This window comes from Lentzea albidocapillata (assembly GCF_000719115.1).
GTDB classification, from domain to species: Bacteria; Actinomycetota; Actinomycetes; order Mycobacteriales; family Pseudonocardiaceae; genus Lentzea; species Lentzea albidocapillata.
Genome location: NZ_JOEA01000030.1, coordinates 1 through 21639 on the forward strand (window position 1 = coordinate 1; position 21639 = coordinate 21639).

General features: G+C 69.7%; 17 protein-coding genes. 13 read left to right on the plus strand and 4 right to left on the minus strand.

Annotated features, from left to right (window positions below; translation table 11 throughout):
* The 3 genes from IG04_RS0137785 to IG04_RS0137795 all read left to right on the plus strand — a co-directional run.
* Positions 1 to 265, plus strand: a 265-nt coding sequence (locus IG04_RS0137785; RefSeq protein WP_030481554.1) for a zinc ribbon domain-containing protein, incomplete at its 5' end; no start/stop codon positions are given.
* A 224-nt stretch (positions 266 to 489) separates the two neighbouring features.
* A complete protein-coding gene (locus IG04_RS48445) occupies positions 490 to 702 on the plus strand; it encodes a hypothetical protein (protein WP_030481555.1) in 213 nt (70 codons plus the stop codon).
* Between the two features lie 133 nt (positions 703 to 835).
* Complete coding sequence (locus tag IG04_RS0137795; protein WP_030481556.1) at positions 836 to 2641, plus strand: trypsin-like serine protease; 1806 nt, start codon at positions 836 to 838, stop codon at positions 2639 to 2641.
* A 69-nt stretch (positions 2642 to 2710) separates the two neighbouring features.
* Here IG04_RS0137795 and IG04_RS0137800 read toward each other — a convergent pair whose 3' ends face one another.
* Together IG04_RS0137800 and IG04_RS0137805 are read right to left on the minus strand one after the other, a co-directional pair.
* Entirely contained in the window at positions 2711 to 4243 is a 1533-nt protein-coding gene (locus IG04_RS0137800) for a S8 family serine peptidase (protein ID WP_030481557.1), read from the minus strand.
* A gap of 20 nt (positions 4244 to 4263) precedes the next feature.
* Entirely contained in the window at positions 4264 to 5823 is a 1560-nt protein-coding gene (locus tag IG04_RS0137805; protein WP_030481558.1) for a S8 family peptidase, read from the minus strand.
* A 133-nt stretch (positions 5824 to 5956) separates the two neighbouring features.
* Between IG04_RS0137805 and IG04_RS0137810 the strand changes: the two genes are divergently transcribed.
* Positions 5957 to 8854, plus strand: a complete 2898-nt coding sequence (locus tag IG04_RS0137810; RefSeq protein WP_245815979.1) for an ATP-binding protein — start codon at positions 5957 to 5959, stop codon at positions 8852 to 8854.
* A 46-nt stretch (positions 8855 to 8900) separates the two neighbouring features.
* Here IG04_RS0137810 and IG04_RS0137815 read toward each other — a convergent pair whose 3' ends face one another.
* Positions 8901 to 9218: a bifunctional 3-phenylpropionate/cinnamic acid dioxygenase ferredoxin subunit gene (locus IG04_RS0137815; RefSeq protein WP_030481560.1), complete on the minus strand. Its 318-nt coding sequence runs from the start codon at positions 9216 to 9218 to the stop codon at positions 8901 to 8903.
* Between the two features lie 179 nt (positions 9219 to 9397).
* Between IG04_RS0137815 and IG04_RS0137820 the strand changes: the two genes are divergently transcribed.
* From IG04_RS0137820 to IG04_RS0137835, 4 genes are all read left to right on the plus strand, one after another.
* Positions 9398 to 10180: an IclR family transcriptional regulator gene (locus IG04_RS0137820; RefSeq protein WP_030481561.1), complete on the plus strand. Its 783-nt coding sequence runs from the start codon at positions 9398 to 9400 to the stop codon at positions 10178 to 10180.
* Positions 10181 to 10495: 315 nt separating this feature from the next.
* A complete protein-coding gene (locus tag IG04_RS0137825) occupies positions 10496 to 11581 on the plus strand; it encodes an S-(hydroxymethyl)mycothiol dehydrogenase (protein ID WP_030481562.1) in 1086 nt (361 codons plus the stop codon).
* Positions 11578 to 14025, plus strand: a complete 2448-nt coding sequence (locus IG04_RS0137830) for a GcvT family protein (protein ID WP_030481563.1) — start codon at positions 11578 to 11580, stop codon at positions 14023 to 14025. Before IG04_RS0137825 ends, IG04_RS0137830 begins: the two co-directional genes overlap by 4 nt.
* Positions 14022 to 15155 (plus strand): aromatic ring-hydroxylating oxygenase subunit alpha, encoded by a 1134-nt coding sequence (locus IG04_RS0137835; RefSeq protein WP_030481564.1) that lies wholly within the window; start codon positions 14022 to 14024, stop codon positions 15153 to 15155. The genes IG04_RS0137830 and IG04_RS0137835 overlap by 4 nt, the downstream gene beginning before the upstream one ends.
* On the opposite strand, the gene IG04_RS0137840 is transcribed toward IG04_RS0137835, so the two are convergent.
* Positions 15139 to 15798, minus strand: coding sequence for a GntR family transcriptional regulator (locus IG04_RS0137840; RefSeq protein WP_030481565.1), 660 nt, complete (start codon positions 15796 to 15798; stop codon positions 15139 to 15141). The two genes, IG04_RS0137835 and IG04_RS0137840, sit on opposite strands and share 17 nt — an antisense overlap.
* A gap of 70 nt (positions 15799 to 15868) precedes the next feature.
* On the opposite strand from IG04_RS0137840, the gene IG04_RS0137845 reads away from it, so the two are divergent.
* The 5 genes from IG04_RS0137845 to purU are packed head-to-tail and all read left to right on the plus strand — an operon-like array spanning position 15869 to position 21627.
* Positions 15869 to 17107 (plus strand): sarcosine oxidase subunit beta family protein, encoded by a 1239-nt coding sequence (locus IG04_RS0137845; RefSeq protein ID WP_030481566.1) that lies wholly within the window; start codon positions 15869 to 15871, stop codon positions 17105 to 17107.
* Between the two features lie 9 nt (positions 17108 to 17116).
* Positions 17117 to 17398, plus strand: coding sequence for a sarcosine oxidase subunit delta (locus IG04_RS0137850; protein ID WP_030481567.1), 282 nt, complete (start codon positions 17117 to 17119; stop codon positions 17396 to 17398).
* Complete coding sequence (locus IG04_RS0137855; RefSeq protein ID WP_030481568.1) at positions 17395 to 20217, plus strand: 2Fe-2S iron-sulfur cluster-binding protein; 2823 nt, start codon at positions 17395 to 17397, stop codon at positions 20215 to 20217. Before IG04_RS0137850 ends, IG04_RS0137855 begins: the two co-directional genes overlap by 4 nt.
* Positions 20207 to 20785, plus strand: a complete 579-nt coding sequence (locus IG04_RS0137860) for a sarcosine oxidase subunit gamma (RefSeq protein WP_030481569.1) — start codon at positions 20207 to 20209, stop codon at positions 20783 to 20785. Before IG04_RS0137855 ends, IG04_RS0137860 begins: the two co-directional genes overlap by 11 nt.
* On the plus strand, positions 20785 to 21627 hold the full coding sequence (gene purU, locus IG04_RS0137865; protein ID WP_030481570.1) for a formyltetrahydrofolate deformylase: 843 nt from the start codon (positions 20785 to 20787) through the stop codon (positions 21625 to 21627). The genes IG04_RS0137860 and purU overlap by 1 nt, the downstream gene beginning before the upstream one ends.
* Positions 21628 to 21639 lie beyond the last annotated feature (12 nt).

Genomic DNA, 21639 nt, shown 5'->3' on the forward strand with positions numbered 1-21639 from the left:
GCTCGGTCAGTTCCTGACCTACAAGGCCCAGCGGGCTGGTGTGGTGGTGGTGCAGGTCGATCCGGCCTACACCTCGCAGACCTGCCACGCCTGCGGGCATGTCGACAAACGCAACCGCCGCAGTCAGGCGGTGTTCCATTGTGGCCGGTGTGACTTCGTTGGGCACGCCGACCACAACGCGGCACTCAACATCGCGGCTCGCGGTGTCGTGTGTCGGGGCGAAGTCATGCGCCCGGACGCAGCGCCCACCCTGGCAGCCAGCTAGGACGGCAGCAGCAAGCCTGGAAACCGCCGCTCGCGGCGATTGGCAAACTCGTCCCTGCAAGGACGAGTTCATGACTGTGGACGTTCCCCTACTACCTGCCGTACTCCAACGAGATCTTCGGCGGCCCGTCCAAGACCCACCTGCACCTGCACGACTCGAACGTCGACTGGGGCCAGGACCTGGGCAGGCTGGCCGACCGCCTGAAGCGGTACCCCGGCGAACGGATGTGGCTCGTCTACAAGGGCTCCGGGGTGCCCGAGCACTACGGCATCCATGCCGCCGACCCGCGCGGGGTGCTGCCGGACCAGGTGCACGGCCTGCTCGTCGTGTCCAACACGGCCATCGCCAAGGCCGACGACGCTCTGCGTGCGCTCATCGACACGAGCGCGCCGATCGACGTCGTGGGCCACTCCATCACGATCTTCCGCAGGCCGTAGGGAGAAAGTTCCGTACCCCTACGGATGCGAACCCTGATTGTTCCGCACGTGCGGGGCTCCGACAGTGATCGCAGCGAACGGCCGCCGTCCCTGCCCTGAGGTGGGCCGTTCCGAGATCCGGAGAGGAACCAACGTGACGAGAACACCACGGTCCTGGGGCCTGCTGGCCCTGGTCGCGGCCACGGTGCTGACGCCGGTCAGCATCGCGAACGCCGCACCGCCGAACGCCCCTGCGGCCAACTACCTGGGGGACACCGTCCCCGCCAACCTCGGTGACGCCTCGCCCATGTTCGTCGGCGGGCAGAACGCCACCGTGAGCGAGTTCCCCGGCATCATCGCGGGCATCCGCGCCGGTGGCACCCGGCCGGAGGGCCAGACCTGCTCCGGCACGGTCGTGGCGCCGCGCAAGATCCTGATCGCGGCGCACTGCGCGGATGCCCAGGGGGAGAAGAAGTTCGTCTACGGGCTCGACGACCTCAAGGACTACCAGGGCGGCGCCGGTACCGGGTTCGCCGTCAACGTCGTCAGCTACAAGAAGCACCCGAAGTACGTCAACTTCGACCAGGGTTACGACGTCGCCGTCGTGACCGTGGACCGCGACATCGCGCTCAAGGGCGGTGCCGCTTACCCGGCGGTCGCCACCTCGGCGGACGCCGGTGGTGCCGCGCCCGGCAGGACCGGTCTGGGTTTCGGCTACGGCAAGAAGGACTTCAACGACACCTCCAAGGACGTCACCCTCGACAAGGCGAGCCTGCCGGTCGTCAACGGGGACAGCGTCTGCCAGGGCGTCGGCGCGGGCTTCAAGTCGGCGACCATGATCTGCGCCGGGTACTCCGACGGCCGGATCTCGATCCTGCCCGGTGACAGCGGCGGCCCGCTGATCTTCGACGGCAAGATCTACGGCGTCGCGTCGTGGAGCCGGTCGGACTTCAAGTGGTACTCGATCTACGGCCGCCTCGACAACGACATGGGCGACTGGGTCAGGACCGAGGTCGGCCAGCAGCCCCCGGTCGGTGACTTCGGGCTGACCGTCGCGCCGGGCAGCGGTTCGGTGGCGGCAGGCAAGACGCTCTCCGCGGGCATCACCACCACGGCCGGTTCGGGTGGCGCGGAGGACGCCACGCTGTCCGCCTCCGGTCTGCCCAGCGGGGTGAAGGCGGTCTTCCAGCCGACGTCGGTGACCACCGGCAACTCGGCCAAGGTCACGTTCGACGCCGCCACCACGGCACCGAACGGCACCTACGAGGTCTCGATCACGGGCACCACGTCGACCGGCAAGACCGCGTCCGGCAAGTACTCGCTGACCGTCACCGGTGGTGGCGACCCGCAGCCGGGCGACTTCACCCTCGGAGCCTCGCCGAGCAGTGTGAAGGCGGCCAAGGGCAAGTACGTCTCCACGACCATCTCGTCGAACGGCGACGGCCAGACGATCACCCTGTCGGCCTCGGGCGTGCCCAGCGGCGTGAAGGCCACGTTCCAGCCGGCCTCGGTGGGTGCCGGCAGCTCGTCCAAGCTGACGCTGGACGTCTCCAGCACCGCGACCGCCGGCACGACCGGCATCACGGTGACGGGCACGGACGCGGGCGGGAAGACCGCCACCACGACGGTGTCGCTCACGGTCGAGGGCACCGATCCGCCGACCGGTGAGGTCACGGTGACCGCGTCGCCGTCGTCGGCCAGCGTCAGGCAGGGCCTGCTGGCCCAGACCCTGGTGAAGGCCGCCGGTGGCACCGGCAACCTGACGCTGACGGCGTCCGGTGTGCCCACCGGTGCGCAGATGTCGTTCAACCCGGCCACGATCGGCCAGAACGGCAGCAGCAACGTCTGGATCTTCACGAACTTCTCCACCCCGCCCGGCACCTACCCGATCACCATCAAGGCCACCTCGGCCGACGGGAAGACCGGCACGACCACGTTCACGCTGACCGTCACCCGCTAGACCCCGTTGGGGGAACAGGGAAGAGCCCCGGAGCCACAAGGCTCCGGGGCTCGTTCTGTTACGCGAGACTCAGACAGTCAGGGTCCAGGTGTCGATGTTGCCGGTGTCGTAGGTGTAGATGTCGGTCACCTGGAGCTTCCAGGTGCCGTTGCGCGCCTCCGAGGACAGGTCGACGGTGTAGGTCTCGTGGACACCCGCCGAGGACGAGGCGCCGCCCGCCTTCTTGAGCACGTAGGACTTGCCGGACGGGCTGACCAGGTCGATGGCCAGATCGCCGGTGTAGGTGTGGTTGATGTCGACCTTGACGGTTGCCGAGGCCGTGGAGTTGCCGGTGCAGCCCGAGATCGTCACCGACGACGAGACGGCGGTGCCGGTGTCCGGAATGGACACGTCGTCGCCGTTCGTGCCGGGGCCGCACACCGGGTCGGGACCGCCACTGATGAAACCGCTGTACAGCAGCTTGTTCGGCGAACCGGTGCCCGGGTTGGTGACCTTGCCGTCGGTGGCGTTGTTCACCAGCGCGTCACGCAGGGCCTGTGGGCTCGCGGACGGGTTGGCCGACAGGTACAGGGCCGCGACACCCGCGACGTGCGGAGAGGCCATGGACGTGCCGGACATGTTCGTGGCGCCGCCGTTCAGCCCCAGCGAGGTGATGCCGTCACCGGGGGCGAAGATGTCCGTGCAGTTGCCGAAGTTCGAGAACGAGGCGCGTGCGTCGTTGGACGAGGTCGCGTTCACCGTGATCAGCGACGCGATCTTGGCGGGGCCGGTGGAACAGGCGTTGGTAGAGCTGTTCCCCGACGCGGTGGCCATCTGCACGCCGGAGCCGACCATGCCGGCGATGGCGTCGTTGCCGATGTCGGCGGTGTCGAAGGTCCAGGAAGCGTTGACCACAGCGGGCTTCTGCGCGTTCGCGGTGATCCACTCGATGGCTTTGACACCGGCCGAGTCAGGGCCGCTGTTCCCGCAGCTCGCGCCGAGCATGCGGACCGAGACCAGCTTGGCCTTCTTCGCCACGCCGTAGGTCTTCGAACCGACGGTGCCCGCCACGTGCGTGCCGTGACCGGAGCAGTCCTGACCGTTCTGGCCGTCCTCGATGAAGTCGGCGCCCACGGACGCGCGTCCCTCGAAGTCGGCGATCGAGGTTTTGATGCCGGTGTCGGTGACGTAGACCGTCACGTTCGACGCGCCACCGCTGGGGTAGGTGAACTTCTTGTCCAGCGGCAGGTTCGCCTGGTCCACGCGGTCCAGGCCCCACGTCGGGTTGGTCTGCACGTCCAGCGCCTTCGCGGTGCCGTCCTGGTAGACGGCCTTGACGGCGGGGTCGGCCGCCAGCTTCCGCGCCGCGGCCTCGGTCAGGTTCCTGACCTGGAAGCCGCGCATGGCGTGGGAGAACACGGCGTCGAGGGTGCCGCCGTACCTCTGGGTGAGAGTGCTCGACGACGCCTGGACGGCGGCGCCGGGCTTGAGGGACACGATGAAGCTGCCGCCGGCCGCGGGGTTCTTGGCCTTGACGAAGTCGGCCTCAGCCGCCTGTGCCGGGGTGGCCAGCAGGGCGGAGGAGACGATCAGAACGGCGAGCCCGCAGGTGGTGCGATGCATGGGAATCCTTCCGGGCGTCGTCAGAACGTCAGGGTCCAGGTGTCGATGTTCCCGGCGTCGTAGGTCCAGACGTCGGTCACCTGCAACTTCCACGTGCCGTCGCGGTTCTCCGCGGACGCGTCGACCGTGAAGGTCTCGTGCACACCGGCGGACGAGGTGGCGCCCTTGGCCTTCTTGAGGCTGTAGGTGGCACCGGACGGACCGACCAGGTCGATGGCCAGGTCAGCGGTGTAGGGGTGGTTGATGTCGACCTTGACCTTGGTGGTGGCCGAGGCCTTGCCGGTGCAGCCGGTGACGCTCACCGACGACGTGACCGCGGTGTTGGTGTCCGGAATGGACACGTCGTCACCGTTGGTGGCCGCCGGGCACTCGGGGTCGGGGCCACCGCCGCCGATGAAGCTGATGTTGAGCAGCTTGTTCGGCGAGCCCTGGAGATCGGTGATCTTGCCGGTCGTGGCGTTGTTCACCAGCGCGTCGCGAACCTGGGCAGGGGTTGCGGACGGGTTCGCGGACAGGTACAGCGCGGCGGCGCCGACGACGTGCGGGGTGGCCATCGAGGTGCCGCCCATGGAGGTGGTGCCGCCGCCGTTCCTGGTCGACGTGATGTTCGAGCCGGGCCCGAAGAGGTCGACGCAGGAGCCCCAGTTCGAGGCCTGCCCGCCGGTGTAGATCGAGCGCTTGTCGGCCGAGTCACTGGCGGCGACCGTGATGCCTTCCGGCACGCGGGCGGGAGAGGTGTTGCAGGCGTTGCCGTTGTTGTTGCCCGCCGCCAGGCCGAACGTCACGCCGGTCGCGATCGCGCGCTGCACCGCGCTGTCCACAGTGGAGTCCGCGCCGCCGCCGAGGCTCATGTTCGCCACGGCGGGCTTCTTCGCGTTCTGGGCCACCCAGTCGATGCCCTTGATGATCTGCGAGTACTGCCCGTTGCCGCTGCAGTCGAGCACGCGGACACCGACCAGGTTCACCTTCTTCGCCACGCCGTACGTCTTCGATCCGACCGTGCCGGCGACGTGCGTGCCGTGGCCCTGGCAGTCCGACGCGTCCGGGTCGTTGTCGATGAAGTCGTAGCCGTCCGTGGCCCGGCCTTCGAAGTCGCTGTGCGCCTTGTAGATGCCGGTGTCCAGGATGTACGCGGTCACGGTCGGGGCGGTGTTCGGGTACGTGTACTTCTGGTCGACGGGCAGGTTCGCCTGGTCGATCCGGTCCAGTCCCCAGGTCGGGTTGGTCTGGGTGTCGGAGATGCTCGCCCAGCCGTCCTGCTGCACGTAGGCCACCGACGGGTCGGCCGCGAGCCGCCGCGCCGCCGCCTCGTCCAGCTTCACGGCGAAGCCGCGCACCGACGCGACGTAGGTGTTGCTGACCTTGCCCCCGTGCTTGCGGGCGAGGCCGAGCGCCTTGGCGTTGGTGGTCGGGACGTCGGTGGCACCGTCCTTGAAGACGACGATGTAGCTGCCCGCGACGGGCTTGTCGCTCTTCTGGATCGAGCCCGTCTGAGCGGAGACGGGGCTGCTCACCGCCGCCGCGACGGCCAGGCCGAGGCCGGCCGCCGCGAGCACGCGTGTTGTGCGATCGAGTCGCATCTCGGGTTCTCCGTTCTGGCCGCCACTGCAGGGATGGGCGGCACGTGCCGATCACCATCGATCGAGGCCGAACGGCGAACAATCCGGATATCTCTACGTAGGGATACCCGTCTTTCACCTAACATCGGTGCGGATGAGCCGGACACCGAAGTCCAGGGCGCGGCGCTGCGACCCCGGCGGACTGATGCGCACCAGCTCGCCGGTGCTGGTGGGCCGAGGTGACCAGCTCGGCGCGCTGCGGACGGCCGTGCCGAACCAGCCCGCGGTCGTCATGATCGAGGGCGAGGCGGGCGTCGGGAAGTCACGCCTGGTGCGGGAGTTGCTGGACACCGATCTGGGGCCGCTCCTCGTCCTCATGGGCCACTGCCAGCCGGTGGGGGAGCCGTTCCCGTACGGCGCGGTGCTGGAGGCGTTGCGCGACTGCACGGATCGCCTGGCGCGCAACCACTCACGGCTGAGCCCGGTGTCGGGAGCGCTCGGCGCGCTGCTGCCGGAACTCGCCGAGTACCTGCCCGCGCCGCTGCCCTCGACCGGTGATCCGCGCGCCGACCGCCATCGGCTGTTCCGTGCTCTCCGCGAACTGCTCGGCGTGCTCGGGCCGGTGCTCCTGATCGTCGAGGACCTGCACTGGGCCGACGACGGTTCCCGGCAGCTGCTGCGGTTCCTGATGGGTGATCCGCCGGCCAATCTGTCCATCGTGGTCACCTACCGGCGCGAGGACGTGCCCGGTGGTGTGCCGCTCGGCTCGGCGTACCGGCCGCCCACCGGCATCACCAGCGCGTTGCTCGAACTCGAACCGCTCGACGTGGCCGAGGTGCGGGCGCTGACGTCGGCGATCCTCGACGGCGAGGCGGTGTCGGCGGAGTTCGCGGCCAAGCTGCACGAACGCACGGCCGGTATCCCGTTCGTGGTCGAGGAGACGTTGCGGGCGTTGCGGAATCCCGCCGGCGCCGTACACGCGGACGGAGCCACGGCACGCAGGCTGCTCGACAACGTGGACGTTCCGGTCCTGCTGCGCGACGCCATCGCCGAACGCCTGGCCGCACTGCCCGCCGCCGCCACCCGGCTGGTCGAGGCCGCGGCGGTGCTGGGCGCGCCCGCGTCCGCCGAACTGCTCGGCGAGGTGGCTGAGATCAGTGAGAGCCGTGCTGCCTTGACGCACGCGCTGACGGGCCATGTCCTGCACGAGGTCGACGCACGGCGGTACGGCTTCCGGCACGCGCTGGCCCAGCAGGCCGTCTACGACACGTTGAGCGGACCGGACCGCCAGGACCTGCACCGCCGCGCGGCCGAGGTGCTCGACCGGGTCGAACCACGCCCGCTCGTCCAGCTCGCCGAGCACAGCGAACGCGCCGGCCGCACGTCCGCGTGGCTGCGCTATGGCGAAGCCGCCGCGGACAGGGCGGTCGAGAACGGGGATGCGGGCACGGCCACCGCCCTGCTGCAACGGCTGCTGCTCGACCCGGCCGTGCCCGTGGCCGACGTCGACCGGCTGGCGATCAAGCTCGGCAAGGTCGCCCACCAGGGCCTCGACCAGCTGGACCCGACCGAGGCGCTCGAACGCCTGCTGTCGGACCGGCGCCTGTCGACCGCTGCGCGCGGGCAGGTCCGGCACTACCGGGGTGTGCTGCTGATCCGCCAGGCGGGCGGGATCGAGGAGGCCCGTTCCGAGCTAGAACGGGCCGTCGCCGACCTGACCGAGGTCCCGGACCTGGCCGCGCGCGGAGAAGCCGTGCTGGGACTGTCCTACCTGGGCGTGACTCCGATGAGCGAGGTCCAGCCCTGGCTCGACCGCGTCAGCCGGGCACGCGCCGCCGAGACCGACCCCGAGCAGAGAATGGCGTTGTACGCCAACGAGGTCGGCTCCAAGATGCACACGGGCGACCCCTCGGTGCTGGCCGAGTGGGGCTTCCGGCCCGCCTCCACGTCGGGCGAACTGCGCCAGCTCGCCCGCGCCCACTGCAACCTCGCCGACGCCATGACCACGACAGGTCACTTCGGCCGGTGCGCCGACCTGCTGCGCGACGGCCTGCGGTTCGCCGCCGAGTGCGGTGCCCCGTTCACCGCGAGCACCGCCCACGCGACGAGGGCCCGCCTCGACTGGCTGACGGGTGACTGGGACGGCCTCGCCGATCGGGCGTCGAGCCTGCTCGACGAGTACCGCGACCTGTTCCCGCTGGCCAGCGAGCTGTGCCTGGTGCTCGGCTCGCTGGCGATGGCGCGGGGGGAGTGGGCGGAGGCGACCAGCTATCTCACCGAGACCGGCGCGTTCGCCCCCGAGGAGTCGATCATTCCCGTCGCCGTCGCGGGCTGCGCGGCGCTCGCGAGGACCATGCTCGCGCAGGACGAGATCACCCGCGCCTGCGTCGACGTCGACCGCGGCCTGGCGATCGTGCGCACGAAGGGCGTGTGGGTGTGGGCGACCGAGCTCGGCCCGGTCGCCGTGGCCACGTTCCTCGCGGCCGGGCGGGAGACCGACGCCGAGACGCTCATCGAGCAGATCGCCGCGGGAATCGAGGGCAGGGACGCCCCGATGGCGTTCGCCGCCCTCGCCTGGTGCCGCGGCCTGCTCACTGAGGCACGCGGTCAGTTCGACACCGCCATGTCGTTCTTCCGCGAGGCCGCAGACCGGTACTCGGCGCTGCCCGCGCCCTACCCCGCCGCACTGGTCGCCGAACGCGAAGCCGCCTGCCTGCTGCCGTCAGACCAGGAGAAGGCGGCCGAGATCCTGTCGGCCCTCGTGGACACGTTCGACGGGCTGGGCGCCACCCGTGACGCGGCCCGGTGCCGGCACCAGCTGCGCAGCATCGGCGGCGGCAAGCCGTCGCGGCGCGGCAGGCGCGGCTACGGCGACGAGCTGTCGCCGCGCGAGCAGGAGGTCGCCCGGCTGCTGGTCGCCGGCCACACCAACCGCAAGATCGCCGACGTGCTGTTCCTGTCGCCGCGCACCGTCGAGCAGCACGCGGCGCGGGTGCTGCGCAAGCTCGGGGTGTCGTCGCGGGCCGAGTTGCAGGCCGAGGACCTGGCTTAGTCGCGTCGGCGCAGCTCGCCGTTGTTCATGGCGACAGCGGCCGTTCTCACGCCACGGCCTCTTGGCCGCCGGTGTCCACGTAGATCACGCCGTCCCGCACCACGACCGGGTACGTGCGCACGGCCTTCTTGGCGGGCAGGCACGTCGGCATGCCCGTGCGGAGGTCGAAAAGCGCGGCGTGCAGCGGGCATTCGACGAAGCACCCCTCCAGCCAGCCCTCGGACAGCGACGCGTCCTGGTGGCTGCAGGTGTCGTCGATCGCGTAGAGCTCGCCGTCCGCGTTGAAGACCGCGATCGCAGGCTTGCCGTGAACCCGCACGGACTCGCCCGGTGGCAGGTCGTCGACGGCGCAGGCGGTGATCATCAGAAACCCTCCGTTGCGTATTACGGAACTGGGTGTGCGATACGCAACAGAAGGATGACGGAGGCGTTCCGGACGCGTCAAGACTCAAACTCCGCCGCAGACACCCCGGCGCCCGCTCGGGGCAACGCCCTGGTGTCCGTTCGCAACACGGCGTTGCGCCAATCGGATAATGTTGCGTGATGAGCAACAACGGGGAGGCGCGCGACCCGGCGCTGGTGCAATCGGTCGATCGGGCGGTGGCGGTGCTGGAACTGCTGGCCCGCAACGGGGAAGCGGGGATCACCGAGATCGCCGCCGAGCTCGGCGTGCACAAGTCCTCCGCGTCCAGACTCGTCTACACGCTCCAGGCCCGTGACCTCGTGGAACAGGACGGCGAACGCGGCCCGTTCCGGATCGGCATCGGCATGCTCCGCTTCGCCGGGGCGGTGAGCGGTCAGCTCGACTACGTCCGGGTGGGAGCTCCCGTCTGCTCGGCGCTGGCGGATCGGCTGGGAGAGACCGTCAACATCGCGATCCTCGACAGCGACGTGGCCCTCAACGTGAGCCAGGCGCGGGGGAGTTCGGCGGTGGCGGCGCAGAACTGGATCGGCCAGCGCACGCCGTTGCACGCCACGTCGAGCGGCAAGGTCCTGCTCGCCGCCGCACCGCCGGCCGAGCAGGAACGCCTGTTGTCCGGCGACCTGGAGCCCTGCGCCCCGCGCACGATCACCGATCCCGTGAAGCTGCGCTGCGTGCTCCGCCGCACCGCCGAGGACGGGTTCGCCACCTGCATGGAGGAGCTGGAGGCCGGTCTGCACGCGGTCGCCGTGCCCGTGTTCGGCTCCCATGGCGACGTCGTGGCGGCGATCAGCGCCGCCGGCCCCGCCTACCGGCTCTCGCAGAAGCGCATGCCCGAGATCGTCGAGGAGCTGCGGGTCGCGTCCCGTGACCTCTCCGTGCGCATGGGGCATCCCGTGCTGTGAAAGAGATTCAGGAATAGCGAGCCCCGAGGCCGATGTGGCGCCCCGGCGCCTCCCTCCGGGGGCAACGCCCTGCCTGTACTGGTTACTCGTTCAGGACACAGCTCTTCTGTTATTTGGATGCCTCCGTCCGTGCGACAAGGGCTTGACAACGGCTCCTCCGGGCCGCACCGTGATGCGCGCTGTAGTTGCATAATGCGAATCTCGTTGCGTATTGCGGAACTCGTTCGGAAGGGTTGGCCCGTTGTCGCTCTCCGTTCCCACCCGGCCGGCCGGGAAGAACCCCCTCCAACTCCACGTCTGACAGGAGCGTTCGCAGTGGCACATGCGGTGAAAGGTGTCGTGGCGGCGGGGCGCGGGGCCAGGGTCTCGGTCGAGACCATCCTCGTGCCGGACCCCGGCCCCGGCGAGGCGCTGGTGGCTGTGCGGGCCTGCGGGGTCTGCCACACCGACCTGCACTACCGGGAGGGCGGGATCAACGACGAGTTCCCGTTCCTGCTCGGGCACGAGGCGGCGGGCGTCGTGGAGGCCGTCGGCGACGGCGTGACCGACCTCGAACCCGGCGACTTCGTGATCCTGAACTGGCGCGCGGTGTGCGGTTCGTGCCGCTCCTGCCTGCGCGGCCGGCCGCAGTACTGCTTCAACACCCACAACGCCGCGCAGCCCATGACGCTGGAGGACGGCACGCCGCTGTCACCCGCGCTGGGCATCGGCGCGTTCGCGGAGAAGACGCTCGTCCACTCGGGACAGTGCACGAAGGTGAACCCGAAGGCACCGGCGGAGGTCGCGGGCCTGCTCGGCTGCGGCGTGATGGCGGGCATCGGGGCCGCGATCAACACCGGCGGCGTCACCCGAGGCGACAGCGTGGCCGTGCTCGGCTGCGGTGGTGTCGGTGACGCGGCCATCGCGGGCGCCCGGCTGGCGGGGGCGCGCACGATCATCGCCGTCGACCTCGACGACACGAAACTGGAGTGGGCGCGGCGTTTCGGTGCCACGCACACGGTCAACGCCCGCGAGCAGGACGTCGTGGAGGCGATTCGCGAGCTCACCGAGGGCAACGGCGCCGACGTCGTGATCGACGCGGTCGGCCGCCCCGAGACGTTCCAGCAGGCGTTCTACGCCCGGGACCACGCCGGCCTCGCCGTGCTCGTGGGAGTGCCTACCCCGGACATGGTGCTCGAACTGCCGTTGATCGACGTGTTCTCACGCGGCGGCGCGGTGAAGTCGTCCTGGTACGGCGACTGCCTGCCGTCACGTGACTTCCCGATGCTGATCGACCTGTACCTGCAGGGCCGGCTCGACCTCGGCGCGTTCGTCTCGGAGACCATCGGGCTCGGCGACGTCGAGAAGGCGTTCGAGGACATGCACCACGGCCGCGTGCTCCGTTCGGTGGTGGTCCTGTGACCCAGCCGAGAGTCGTGCTGATCGGCGCGGGCATCGTCGGATGCGCGCTGGCCGACGAACTGACCGCGCGTGGATGGACCGACATCACCGTGCTCGAACAGGGACCGCTGTTCTCGACGGGCGGGTCGAGCTCCCACGCGCCGGGCCTGGTCTTCCAGACCACCGGCTGCAAGACCATGACCTCGTTCGCCAAGTACACCGTCGAGAAGTACACGGCGCTGACGATGGACGACCAGTGGTGCTTCCAGCAGCTCGGCGGCCTGGAGGTCGCCACCACCCCGGAACGCTGGACGGACATCAAGCGCCGCCACGGCTGGGCGACGTCGTGGGGCGTCGAGAGCTTCCTGCGCGATCCGGAGGAGTGCGCGCGGCTGCACCCGTTGCTCGACCCGGCCAAGATCCTCGGCGGGTTCCACATTCCCAGCGACGGCATCGCGAAGCCGTTGCGCGCGGCCGAGGCACAGGCACGCAGGGCGATGGAACGCGGCGCGAAGTTCCTGGCACACCACAAGGTCACCGGCATCGAACGCACCGGCCGCCGGGTGAAGGCCGTCGTCACCGAGCACGACACCTTCCCCGCTGACGTCGTGGTGTCGTGCGTCGGCATGTGGGGCCCGCGCATCGGCAGGATGGTCGACCTCGACATCCCGCTCGTCCCGATGGCCCACCAGTACGCGAAGACGGCGCCCTTGGCGGCGTTGAAGGGCGTCAACACCGAGCTGTCCGAGATGTCGAAGCCGTTGCTGCGCCACCAGGACGCGGACCTGTACTTCCGCGAGCACGTCGACCGCGTCGGCATCGGCGCGTACGGGCACCGGCCGATGCCGATCTCGGCGGACGACATCCTCGACTTCGACGTCGCGCCGACCATGCCGTCCGAGATCGCGTTCACCCCGGAGGACTTCGAGACCTCCTGGGACGCCGCCGTCGACCTGCTGCCGGTGCTGGCCGACTCGAAGGTCGAGGAGGGCGTCAACGGCCTGTTCTCCTTCACCCCGGACGGCAACCCGCTGCTCGGCGAACACCCTGGCCTGAACGGGTTCTGGGTGGCCGAGGCCGTGTGGATCACGCACTCGGCCGGTGTCGCGAAGGCGATGGCCGAGTGGCTGGTGGACGGGCAGCCGGGCATCGACCTGCACGGCTGCGACATCAACCGGTTCGAGGACGTCCAGCGCTCGACCGGTTACGTACACGAACGCAGCTGCCGGGCGTTCGTCGAGGTCTACGACATCCTGCACCCGCTGCAGCCCGCCGAGAACCCGCGACCGTTGCGCACCAGTCCGTTCTACGAGCGGCAGCAGGAACTCGGCGCGGTGTTCCTCGAAGCGTCGGGCTGGGAACGGCCGCACTGGTACGAGGCCAACGCCGCACTGCCCGAGGTCGCGGAGATCCCCGAACGCAACGAGTGGGCGTCCCGGTTCTGGTCGCCGATCGCCGGTGCCGAGGCCCTCGTCGCACGCAAGCGGGTCGCGATGTTCGACATGACCGCGTTGAAGCGGCTGGAGGTCAGTGGCCCGGAGGCGCTGACGTTCCTGCAGACCATGACCACCAACCAGCTCGACCGCAAGCCGGGCGCGGTGGTCTACACGTTGCTGCTCAACGAGGACGGGGGAGTGCGCAGCGACCTGACCATCGCCCGGCTCGGCGAGAACCGGTTCCAGGTCGGCGCCAACGGCCCGCTCGACCTCGACTGGCTGCGCAGGCGTATGCCACCCAACGGCGGCGTGCACATCACCGACATCACCCCCGGCACGTGCTGCATCGGCCTGTGGGGGCCGCTGGCCCGCGATCTCCTGCAACCGTTGACCCGCACCGACTTCTCCCACGGGGCAATGGGGTACTTCAAGGCCCAGGAAGCCTTCATCGGTGAGGTTCCGGTCACCGCGATGCGCCTGTCGTACGTCGGTGAACTCGGCTGGGAGCTCTACACCACCGCGGACATGGGGCGGCGTCTCTGGGACACGCTCTGGGAAGCCGGGCAGGAGCACGGTGTCATCGCCGCCGGCCGCAGCGCGTTCACCAGCATGCGGCTGGAGAAGGGCTACCGCTCGTGGGGCGCCGACGTGACCACCGAGCACGACCCGTTCGAGGCGGGGCTGGGCTTCGCGGTCCGGATGAACAAGGGCTACTTCCACGGCCGCAAGGCGTTGGAGGGCAGGTCGGAGGAGACCGTGGCCCGCAAGCTCACCTGCCTGGTCATCGATGACGACTACCAGGTCGTGATGGGTTCCGAACCGGTGTTCGCGGGCGGGGTGGCGGTCGGGTACGTCACCAGCGCGGCGCGCGGCTACTCGATCGGCAGGAACATCGCCTACGCGTGGCTGCCTGCCGAGGTGGCTGTCGAGGGCACGCCGGTCGAGATCGAGTACTTCGGTGAACGTGTCCAGGCCGTCGTGGCGGTGGAACCGCTGTTCGACCCCGAGATGAAGCGGATCCGCGCATGACCCAGACCGAACTCCCGTCCAGCCTGATCCCCACGTTGCCCGGCAACACCTACACCGACCCGGCGATCTTCGCGCTGGAGCAGCAGAACATCTTCGAGCGGATGTGGTTCTGCGCGGTCCGCGCCGCCGACCTGCCGGACGCCGGCAACTTCCGGACCGTCCAGATCGGACGCGAGAGCGTCCTGGTGACCCGCTCGCGCGACGGCTCGCTGCGCGCGTTCCTCAACATCTGCCGGCATCGCGGCGCCAAGCTGTGCGTCGAGGAGACCGGCACGGTCAAGCGCAACTTCCAGTGCCCGTACCACGCCTGGACCTACGGCCTGGACGGCAAGCTGGTCGCCGCGCCGAACCTCACGTCGATGCCGGACATCGACCGCGTCGAGTACGGCCTCAGGCCCGTACATCTAAGAGAATGGCTCGGTTACGCCTGGCTGTCGCTGGCCGACGAGCCCGCGTCGTTCGAACAAACCGTGCAGCAGGACGTGCGGGAACGTCTGGGCAACCTCGACGCGATCGGCAACTACCAGGTCAGCGAGCTGGACCTGGGCCGCCGGATCACCTACGACGTCAAGGCCAACTGGAAGCTCATCATCGAGAACTTCATGGAGTGCTACCACTGCGCGACCATCCACCCCGAGCTCACGGAGGTCCTGCCGGAGTTCGCGGACGGGTACGCCGCGCAGTACTACGTCGGGCACGGGGCGGTGTTCGGCGAGGAGATCAAGGGCTTCACGATCGACGGCAGCGAGGGCTTCGAGAACCTGTCCGGCGTCGCCTCCGACCAGGAACGCCGGTACTACGCGATCACCGTGCGGCCGCAGGTGTTCATCAACCTCGTGCCGGACCACGTGATCATCCACCGGATGTTCCCGATGGCCGCCGACCGCACGATCGTCGAGTGCGACTGGCTCTACGCCAAGGACGTCGTCGCGACCGGCAAGGACGTGTCGCGGTCCGTCGAGCTCTTCCACCGCGTCAACGAGCAGGACTTCGAGGCCTGCGAACGGTGTCAGCCCGGCATGTCGTCGCGGGCCTACGCGCAAGGGGGTGTGCTGGTTCCCTCCGAGCACCACATCGGGGAGTTCCACCGCTGGGTACAGGACGAGCTGACCGTCAGATCAACGCCCTGATCGCCTGCTCGAAACCGATGACGTGCTGGGAGGCGAGTTCGCTCGCCTTCTTCGCGTCGCCCTCGATGATCGCGGTGAGGAGGGGCACGTGCTCGTCGACGTGACCGGCCATTCCGGACAGTCGTGGCAGGAAGACGCACCAGATCCGGGTGGCCAGGTTGTCGTAGGAGATCAGGGTGTCCTCGAGGAACGGGTTGTGCACGCACCCGTAGATCGCGCGGTGCACGCCGACGTCGGTGCGCAGGAGTTCCGTGTTGTCGCCCGTCGGCGCCGCCGTGTCGAGCCGCGAGCGCAGGTCGGTGAGCGCGGTCCTGTCCTGGGCCGTGGCGCGTTCGGCTGCGGCTGCCGCGGCGAGGGGTTCCAGGGTCCGGCGCACTTCGGAGATGTGCGAGAGGTCGGAGATGTTCACGTCGGTCGCGAACGTGCCGCGGCGCGGGAAGGCGACGACGAGCCGTTCCTGCTCCAGCCGCTTGAGGGCCTCGCGGATCGGGGTGCGGCCGACGCCGAGCTCGGTGCGCAGCCTGTCCTCGTTGATCGGCTCACCCGGCTTGATCTCCAGCATGACCAGGCGATCTCGCAGGACCGCGTACGCCTGCTCGGTGAGTGAGACGGAGGCGGGCTCGTCGTTGACCCGTGCGTTCATGTGACCTACGGTAACGCACAGACTGATATACCAGTAGTCGACCAGACGGATCTCGCTGGAGGCGTCGCGCATGACCAGCTCGGCTCAGCCGCCCGGAGCGCACCTGCCGGAGCACCCGGACTTCCTCTGGGACGACCCGGAACCGAAGTCCTCCTACGACGTCGTGGTCGTCGGCGGTGGCGGGCACGGCCTCGCGACCGCGTACTACCTCGCGAAGGTGCACGGCATCACGAACGTCGCGGTGCTGGAGAAGGGCTGGCTCGCGGGCGGCAACATGGCCCGCAACACCACGATCATCCGGTCGAACTACCTGTGGGACGAGAGCTCCGGCATCTACGAGCACTCGCTGAAGCTGTGGGAGGGCCTGGAGGACGACCTCGGCTACCCGATCCTGTTCGACCAGCGCGGTGTGCTGAACCTGGCGCACAGCCTGCAGGACGTGCGCGACAGCGTCCGGCGGGTCAACGCCAACCGGCTCAACGGCATCGACGCGGAATGGGTGGATCCCGCCGGCGTCAAGGAGATCTGCCCGATCGTCAACACCTCGCCGGACGTCCGCTACCCGGTGCTGGGCGCGACCTACCAGCCACGCGCGGGCATCGCGAAGCACGACTACGTGGCGTGGGGCTATGCACGCGCCGCGCACGCGATGGGCGTCGACCTGATCCAGAACTGCGAGGTCACCGGTCTGGAGACGGCTCAGGGCCGGATCACCGCGGTCGAGACGTCACGCGGTCGCATCGCCGCCGGCAAGGTCGCGTTGTGCGCGGCCGGCCACAGCTCGGTGCTCGCGAAGATGGCCGGCCTGCGGTTGCCGCTCGCCTCGCATCCGTTGCAGGCCCTGGTCTCCGAGCTGCTCGAACCCGTCCACCCGACCGTCGTGATGTCGAACGCCGTGCACGTCTACGTCTCCCAGGCGCACAAGGGAGAACTGGTGATGGGCGCGGGCATCGACAGCTACAACGGTTACGGCCAAAGGGGTTCGTTCCACATCATCGAACAGCAGATGTCGGCGGCGCTGGAGCTGTTCCCGGTCTTCGCGCGGGCCCACCTGCTGCGGACCTGGGCGGGCATCGTCGACGTCAGCCCCGACGCCTCGCCGATCGTCGGTCTCACGCCCGTCGGCGGCCTGTACCTGAACTGCGGCTGGGGGACCGGCGGCTTCAAGGCCACGCCCGGTGTCGGCGACTGCTTCGCGCACACCATCGCCCACGACAAGCCGCACCCGTTCAACGAGCCGTTCACCCTCGAGCGCTTCACCACGGGCGCTCTCGTCGACGAGCACGGCGCCGCCGCCGTGGCGCACTGAGGAGCCGACATGCAACTCATCCCGTGTCCGTGGTGCGGGCCGCGCGAGGAAGCGGAGTTCCACTACGGCGGCCAGGCCCACGTCGCGTACCCCGAGGACCCGTCGGCGCTGACCGACGAGGAATGGGCGCGGTACGTGTTCTTCCGGGACAACCCGAGCGGCCCGTTCGCCGAGCGCTGGAGCCACCACTCCGGGTGCCGCCGGTGGTTCAACGCCGTCCGCGACACCCGCACCCACGACCTGCTGGCCGTCTACCGCGTGGGCGAGCCCATGCCCGAGGTGACCGCATGACCCTCCGCACTCCGACCGGTGGTTCGATCGACCGGAACACCTTGCTGCACTTCACCTTCAACGGCCGCCCGTACACCGGGCACCCCGGCGACACGCTCGCGTCGGCGTTGCTCGCTCATGGTGTGCACGAGATCGGCAGCAGCGTGAAGCTCGGGAGGCCGCGCGGCGTCGTCGCGGCGGGATCCGAGGACCCGACGTCGCTGGTGCAGGTCGAAGCGCCGTTCTCCGAGCCGATGCTGCTCGCCACGACCGTCGAGCTGTACGACGGCCTGGTGGCGCGCGGGCTGGCAGGCCAGGGAAGGCTGTCGCCCGAACCGGACCCGGCGCGCTACGACGCGAAGCACGAGCACTGCGACGTGCTGGTCGTGGGCGCCGGGCCGGCCGGTCTGGTGGCGGCGCTGACCGCCGCTCGCAGTGGTGCGCGGGTGGTGCTGGTCGACGAGCAGAACCAGGCCGGTGGCGCGCTGCTGGGCGTGGACGAGTACCTGGACGACCGGCCGTCCGCCGAGTGGGTCGCGGATGTCGTGGCGGAGCTGAGGAGCACGCCGGGTGTGCTGGTGCTGGAACGGACCACGGCGTTCGGCATGTACCAGGACGGGTTCGTGCTGGCGCTGCAGAAGCGCACCGACCACCTCGGGTTCGCGGCGCCGGCCTCGGCCGCCCGGCAGCGGGTGTGGCGGATCAGGACGCGGCAGACCGTGCTCGCCACCGGCGCCCACGAACGCCCTGTGGCCTTCGCCGACAACGACCGGCCCGGGATCATGCTCGCCTCGTCGGCCCGCACGTTCCTGCACCGCTACGGCGTGCTGCCCGGCTCGCGGGCGGTCGTGTTCACCACCAACGACAGCGCGTACTGCGCGGCGATCGACCTGGCCGAGTCCGGTGTGGACATCGCACTGATCGCGGACGCCCGCCCGGAGGCCCCGGCCCGGCTGGCGGCGGAGTGCGCGGCGCGGGGCATCGAGGTCCTCGCCGGGCACGTGGTGGCCGGGACCGAGGGCGACGGCCGGGTGAGCGGGGTGCGGATCGCTCCGCTGGACGTGACCGTCGCGTGCGACACGGTCCTGGTGTCGGGCGGCTGGAACCCGGTGGTCAGCCTGTTCAGCCAGGCGCGCGGCAAGCTGCGCTACGACGCCGAACTCGGTGCTTTCGTGCCGGGAGAAGAGCTTTCCACCGTGCGGGTCGCCGGCTCCGCGACCGGCGAACTGGACCTCGGCGCGTGCGCGCGGCAGGGCCGGGAAGCCGGTGCGCAAGCCGCGGCCGCCGCCGGGTTCACGCCGGGCGGCCAGGTGCCGCTGCCGGTGTCGGACTCCCGCTGCACGGCCCGGTCCGGCCTGGTGCTGTGGCGGGTGCCGGGCAACGAGGACGCGAGCTTCGTCGACCTGCAACGGGATTCGACGGTGGCGGACGTGCTGCGGGCGACCGGCGCGGGTCTGCGGTCACTGGAGCACATCAAGCGCTACACGACCATCGGCACCGCGCACGACCAGGGCAAGACGTCCGGCATGATCGCCGCGGGCATCGTCGCGGAGGAACTGGACGTCGAGCTGGCCGAGCAGCGGCCCACGACGTTCCGCCCGCCGTTCACGCCGGTGTCGTTCGCCGCGCTGGCCGGCCGGGATCGCGGCGAGCTGCACGACCCGGTGCGCGTCACGTCGATCCACCCGTGGCACGTCGCGCACGGGGCGTTGTTCGAGGACGTCGGCCAGTGGAAGCGGCCCTGGTACTACCCGCAGGACGGGGAAGACCTGCACACGGCCGTGCTGCGCGAGTGCAAGGCCACGCGCGAGAGCGTCGGCATGATGGACGGCTCGACGCTCGGCAAGATCGACGTGCAGGGCCGTGACGCCGGCAAGTTCCTGGACATGCTCTACACCAACATGATGAGCACGCTGAAGGTCGGCAGGATCCGCTACGGCGTGATGTGCGGCGTCGACGGGATGGTGATCGACGACGGCACCGTGATCCGGGTCGGCGAGGAGCGCTACCTCGTCACCACGACCACCGGCAACGCCGCCAAGATCCTCGACTGGATGGAGGAGTGGCTGCAGACGGAGTGGCCGCACCTCGACGTGCACTGCACCTCGGTCACCGAGCACTGGGCCACGATCCCGCTGGTGGGCCCGCGATCCCGGGACGTGCTGGCCGCGGTGGCTCCTTCGCTGGATGTCTCCAACGAGGCGTTCGAGTTCATGACCTGGCACGACACGGAGGTCTCCGGTGTGCCGGCGCGGGTCTGCCGGATCAGCTTCTCCGGCGAGCTGGCCTACGAGATCAACGTGACCGCGTGGCACGGCATCGCCGTGTGGGAGGCGTTGATGGCGGCGGGGGAGCAGTACGGGATCACGCCGTACGGCACCGAGACCATGCACGTGCTGCGCGCCGAGAAGGGCTACCCGATCATCGGGCAGGAGACCGACGCGACGGTCACGCCGCAGGATCTGGGCATGTCGTGGGCGGTGTCGAAGAAGAAGCCCGACTTCATCGGCAAGCGCTCGTTCGCCCGTGCCGAGAACAACCGCACGGACCGCAAGCAGCTCGTGGGGCTCCTGCCCGTCGATCCGGCCGTGTTGCTGCCGGAGGGGTCGCAGATCGTGGAGACCGACCGGCTGCCCGAACCGCCGGTCCGGATGCTCGGCCACGTCACGTCCAGCTACCCGAGTGCCGCTCTGGGCCGGACGTTCGCGCTGGCGCTGGTGCGCTCGGGCCACGACCGCATCGGCGAGACGCTGTACGTGCCCGTCGAGGACTCGCTGGTGCCGGTCACCGTCACCGAATCCGTGCTGTACGACAAGGAAGGAGCCCGTCGTGACGGTTAGTCCCCTCGCTGCCTGGCGCGACCGGCTGGCGGCGCTCGCCCCGGTGCTGGACGTCGCCGAGGTGCCGTTCCGTTCGCAGCTCACCGTCCGCGTGTCCGACCCGGACGCCATCGTGGCGATGGGCTCGGCGCTCGGAGCCCCGTTTCCTTCCGCTGCTTGCACTTTCGCCTCGGGCACCGGACGATTCGGGGACGTCGAGGTGCTCTGGCTCGGCCCGGACGAGTTCCTCGTCACGGCCTCGCCCGGCCTGCAGGTCACGATCGAGGAGGTGTTGCGTGGCGCGCTCGGGACTGTCGGAGGGTCCGTTGTGGACACTTCGGCTCAACGCACGACCGTGGTCCTTCAAGGGCCGCTCGCCCGGCAAGTGCTGGCTCACGGATGTTCCGTGGACCTGCACCCGGCTTCGGCTCCCGTCGGCACTTGCGTGCAGACACTCCTCGCCAGGACCGGAATCGTCCTGCAGGTGACCGGCCAGGACCGGTACACGATCCTGGTGCGGTCGTCGTTCGCCGAGTACTTCGCGGCGTGGCTCGGCGACGCGTGCACCGAGTACCTGGCGGTGGCGTGATGCCCCAGTTCACGCTGACCCTCCACTGCCCGGAGCGGGCGGGCATCGTGCACGCCGTGACGTCGTTCCTGGTCGACCACGGCTGCGACATCGTCCAGCACCAGCAGTTCGACGACGACGTGCGCGGAAAGCTGTTCCTGCGCACGGCGTTCTCGTGCGACTCCTCTGACGCCGACGATCTCGCGACGGAGTTCGCGAAGGTGGCGAGCCAGTTCGCGATGGAGTTCGACCTGTGGGACGACCGGCCGCCGCGCGTTCTCGTGATGGTCTCGAAGGCCGGCCACTGCCTGAACGACCTGCTCTTCCGGTGGCGCGCGGGCAGCCTCGGCGGGGAGATCGCCGCCGTCGTGTCCAACCACGAGGACCTGCGGCCGATGGCGGAGGCGGCGGGCCTCGACTTCGTGCACGTGCCGAACACCGCCGATACCAGGCACGTCGCCGAGCAGCGGCTGATCGAGCTCGTCGAGGAGTACCAGGCCGATCTGGTGGTGCTGGCGCGGTACATGCAGGTGCTGTCGAACGACCTGTGCGCGAAGCTCGCGGGCCGCGTGATCAACATCCACCACTCGTTCCTGCCGGGCTTCAAGGGCGCCAAGCCCTACCACCAGGCCTACGACCGCGGCGTGAAGTACGTGGGCGCCACCGCCCACTACGTCACGCCGGACCTCGACGAGGGCCCGATCATCGAGCAGGAGGTCCTGCGCGTCGACCACTCCTACGACCCGCGTGCGCTGACCGCCGCGGGCCGCGACGCGGAGGCACTCGCCCTGTCGCGGGCGGTTCGCTGGCACTGCGAACACCGCGTCCTGCTCAACGGCAACGGCACGGTCGTGTTCCGTTAGTGCGGTGGCCAC

What these genes read in the sequence shown, in the direction of transcription:
- IG04_RS0137840 (WP_030481565.1), bottom strand. Translation starts at nt 15,798, where the DNA reads ATGAACGCACGGGTCAACGACGAGCCCGCCTCCGTCTCACTCACCGAG.
- IG04_RS0137855 (WP_030481568.1), top strand. Translation starts at nt 17,395, where the DNA reads ATGACCCTCCGCACTCCGACCGGTGGTTCGATCGACCGGAACACCTTG.
- IG04_RS0137850 (WP_030481567.1), top strand. Translation starts at nt 17,117, where the DNA reads ATGCAACTCATCCCGTGTCCGTGGTGCGGGCCGCGCGAGGAAGCGGAG.
- purU (WP_030481570.1), top strand. Translation starts at nt 20,785, where the DNA reads ATGCCCCAGTTCACGCTGACCCTCCACTGCCCGGAGCGGGCGGGCATC.
- IG04_RS0137810 (WP_245815979.1), top strand. Translation starts at nt 5,957, where the DNA reads ATGAGCCGGACACCGAAGTCCAGGGCGCGGCGCTGCGACCCCGGCGGA.
- IG04_RS0137805 (WP_030481558.1), bottom strand. Translation starts at nt 5,823, where the DNA reads ATGCGACTCGATCGCACAACACGCGTGCTCGCGGCGGCCGGCCTCGGC.
- IG04_RS0137820 (WP_030481561.1), top strand. Translation starts at nt 9,398, where the DNA reads ATGAGCAACAACGGGGAGGCGCGCGACCCGGCGCTGGTGCAATCGGTC.
- IG04_RS48445 (WP_030481555.1), top strand. Translation starts at nt 490, where the DNA reads ATGTGGCTCGTCTACAAGGGCTCCGGGGTGCCCGAGCACTACGGCATC.
- IG04_RS0137815 (WP_030481560.1), bottom strand. Translation starts at nt 9,218, where the DNA reads ATGATCACCGCCTGCGCCGTCGACGACCTGCCACCGGGCGAGTCCGTG.
- IG04_RS0137800 (WP_030481557.1), bottom strand. Translation starts at nt 4,243, where the DNA reads ATGCATCGCACCACCTGCGGGCTCGCCGTTCTGATCGTCTCCTCCGCC.
- IG04_RS0137845 (WP_030481566.1), top strand. Translation starts at nt 15,869, where the DNA reads ATGACCAGCTCGGCTCAGCCGCCCGGAGCGCACCTGCCGGAGCACCCG.
- IG04_RS0137835 (WP_030481564.1), top strand. Translation starts at nt 14,022, where the DNA reads ATGACCCAGACCGAACTCCCGTCCAGCCTGATCCCCACGTTGCCCGGC.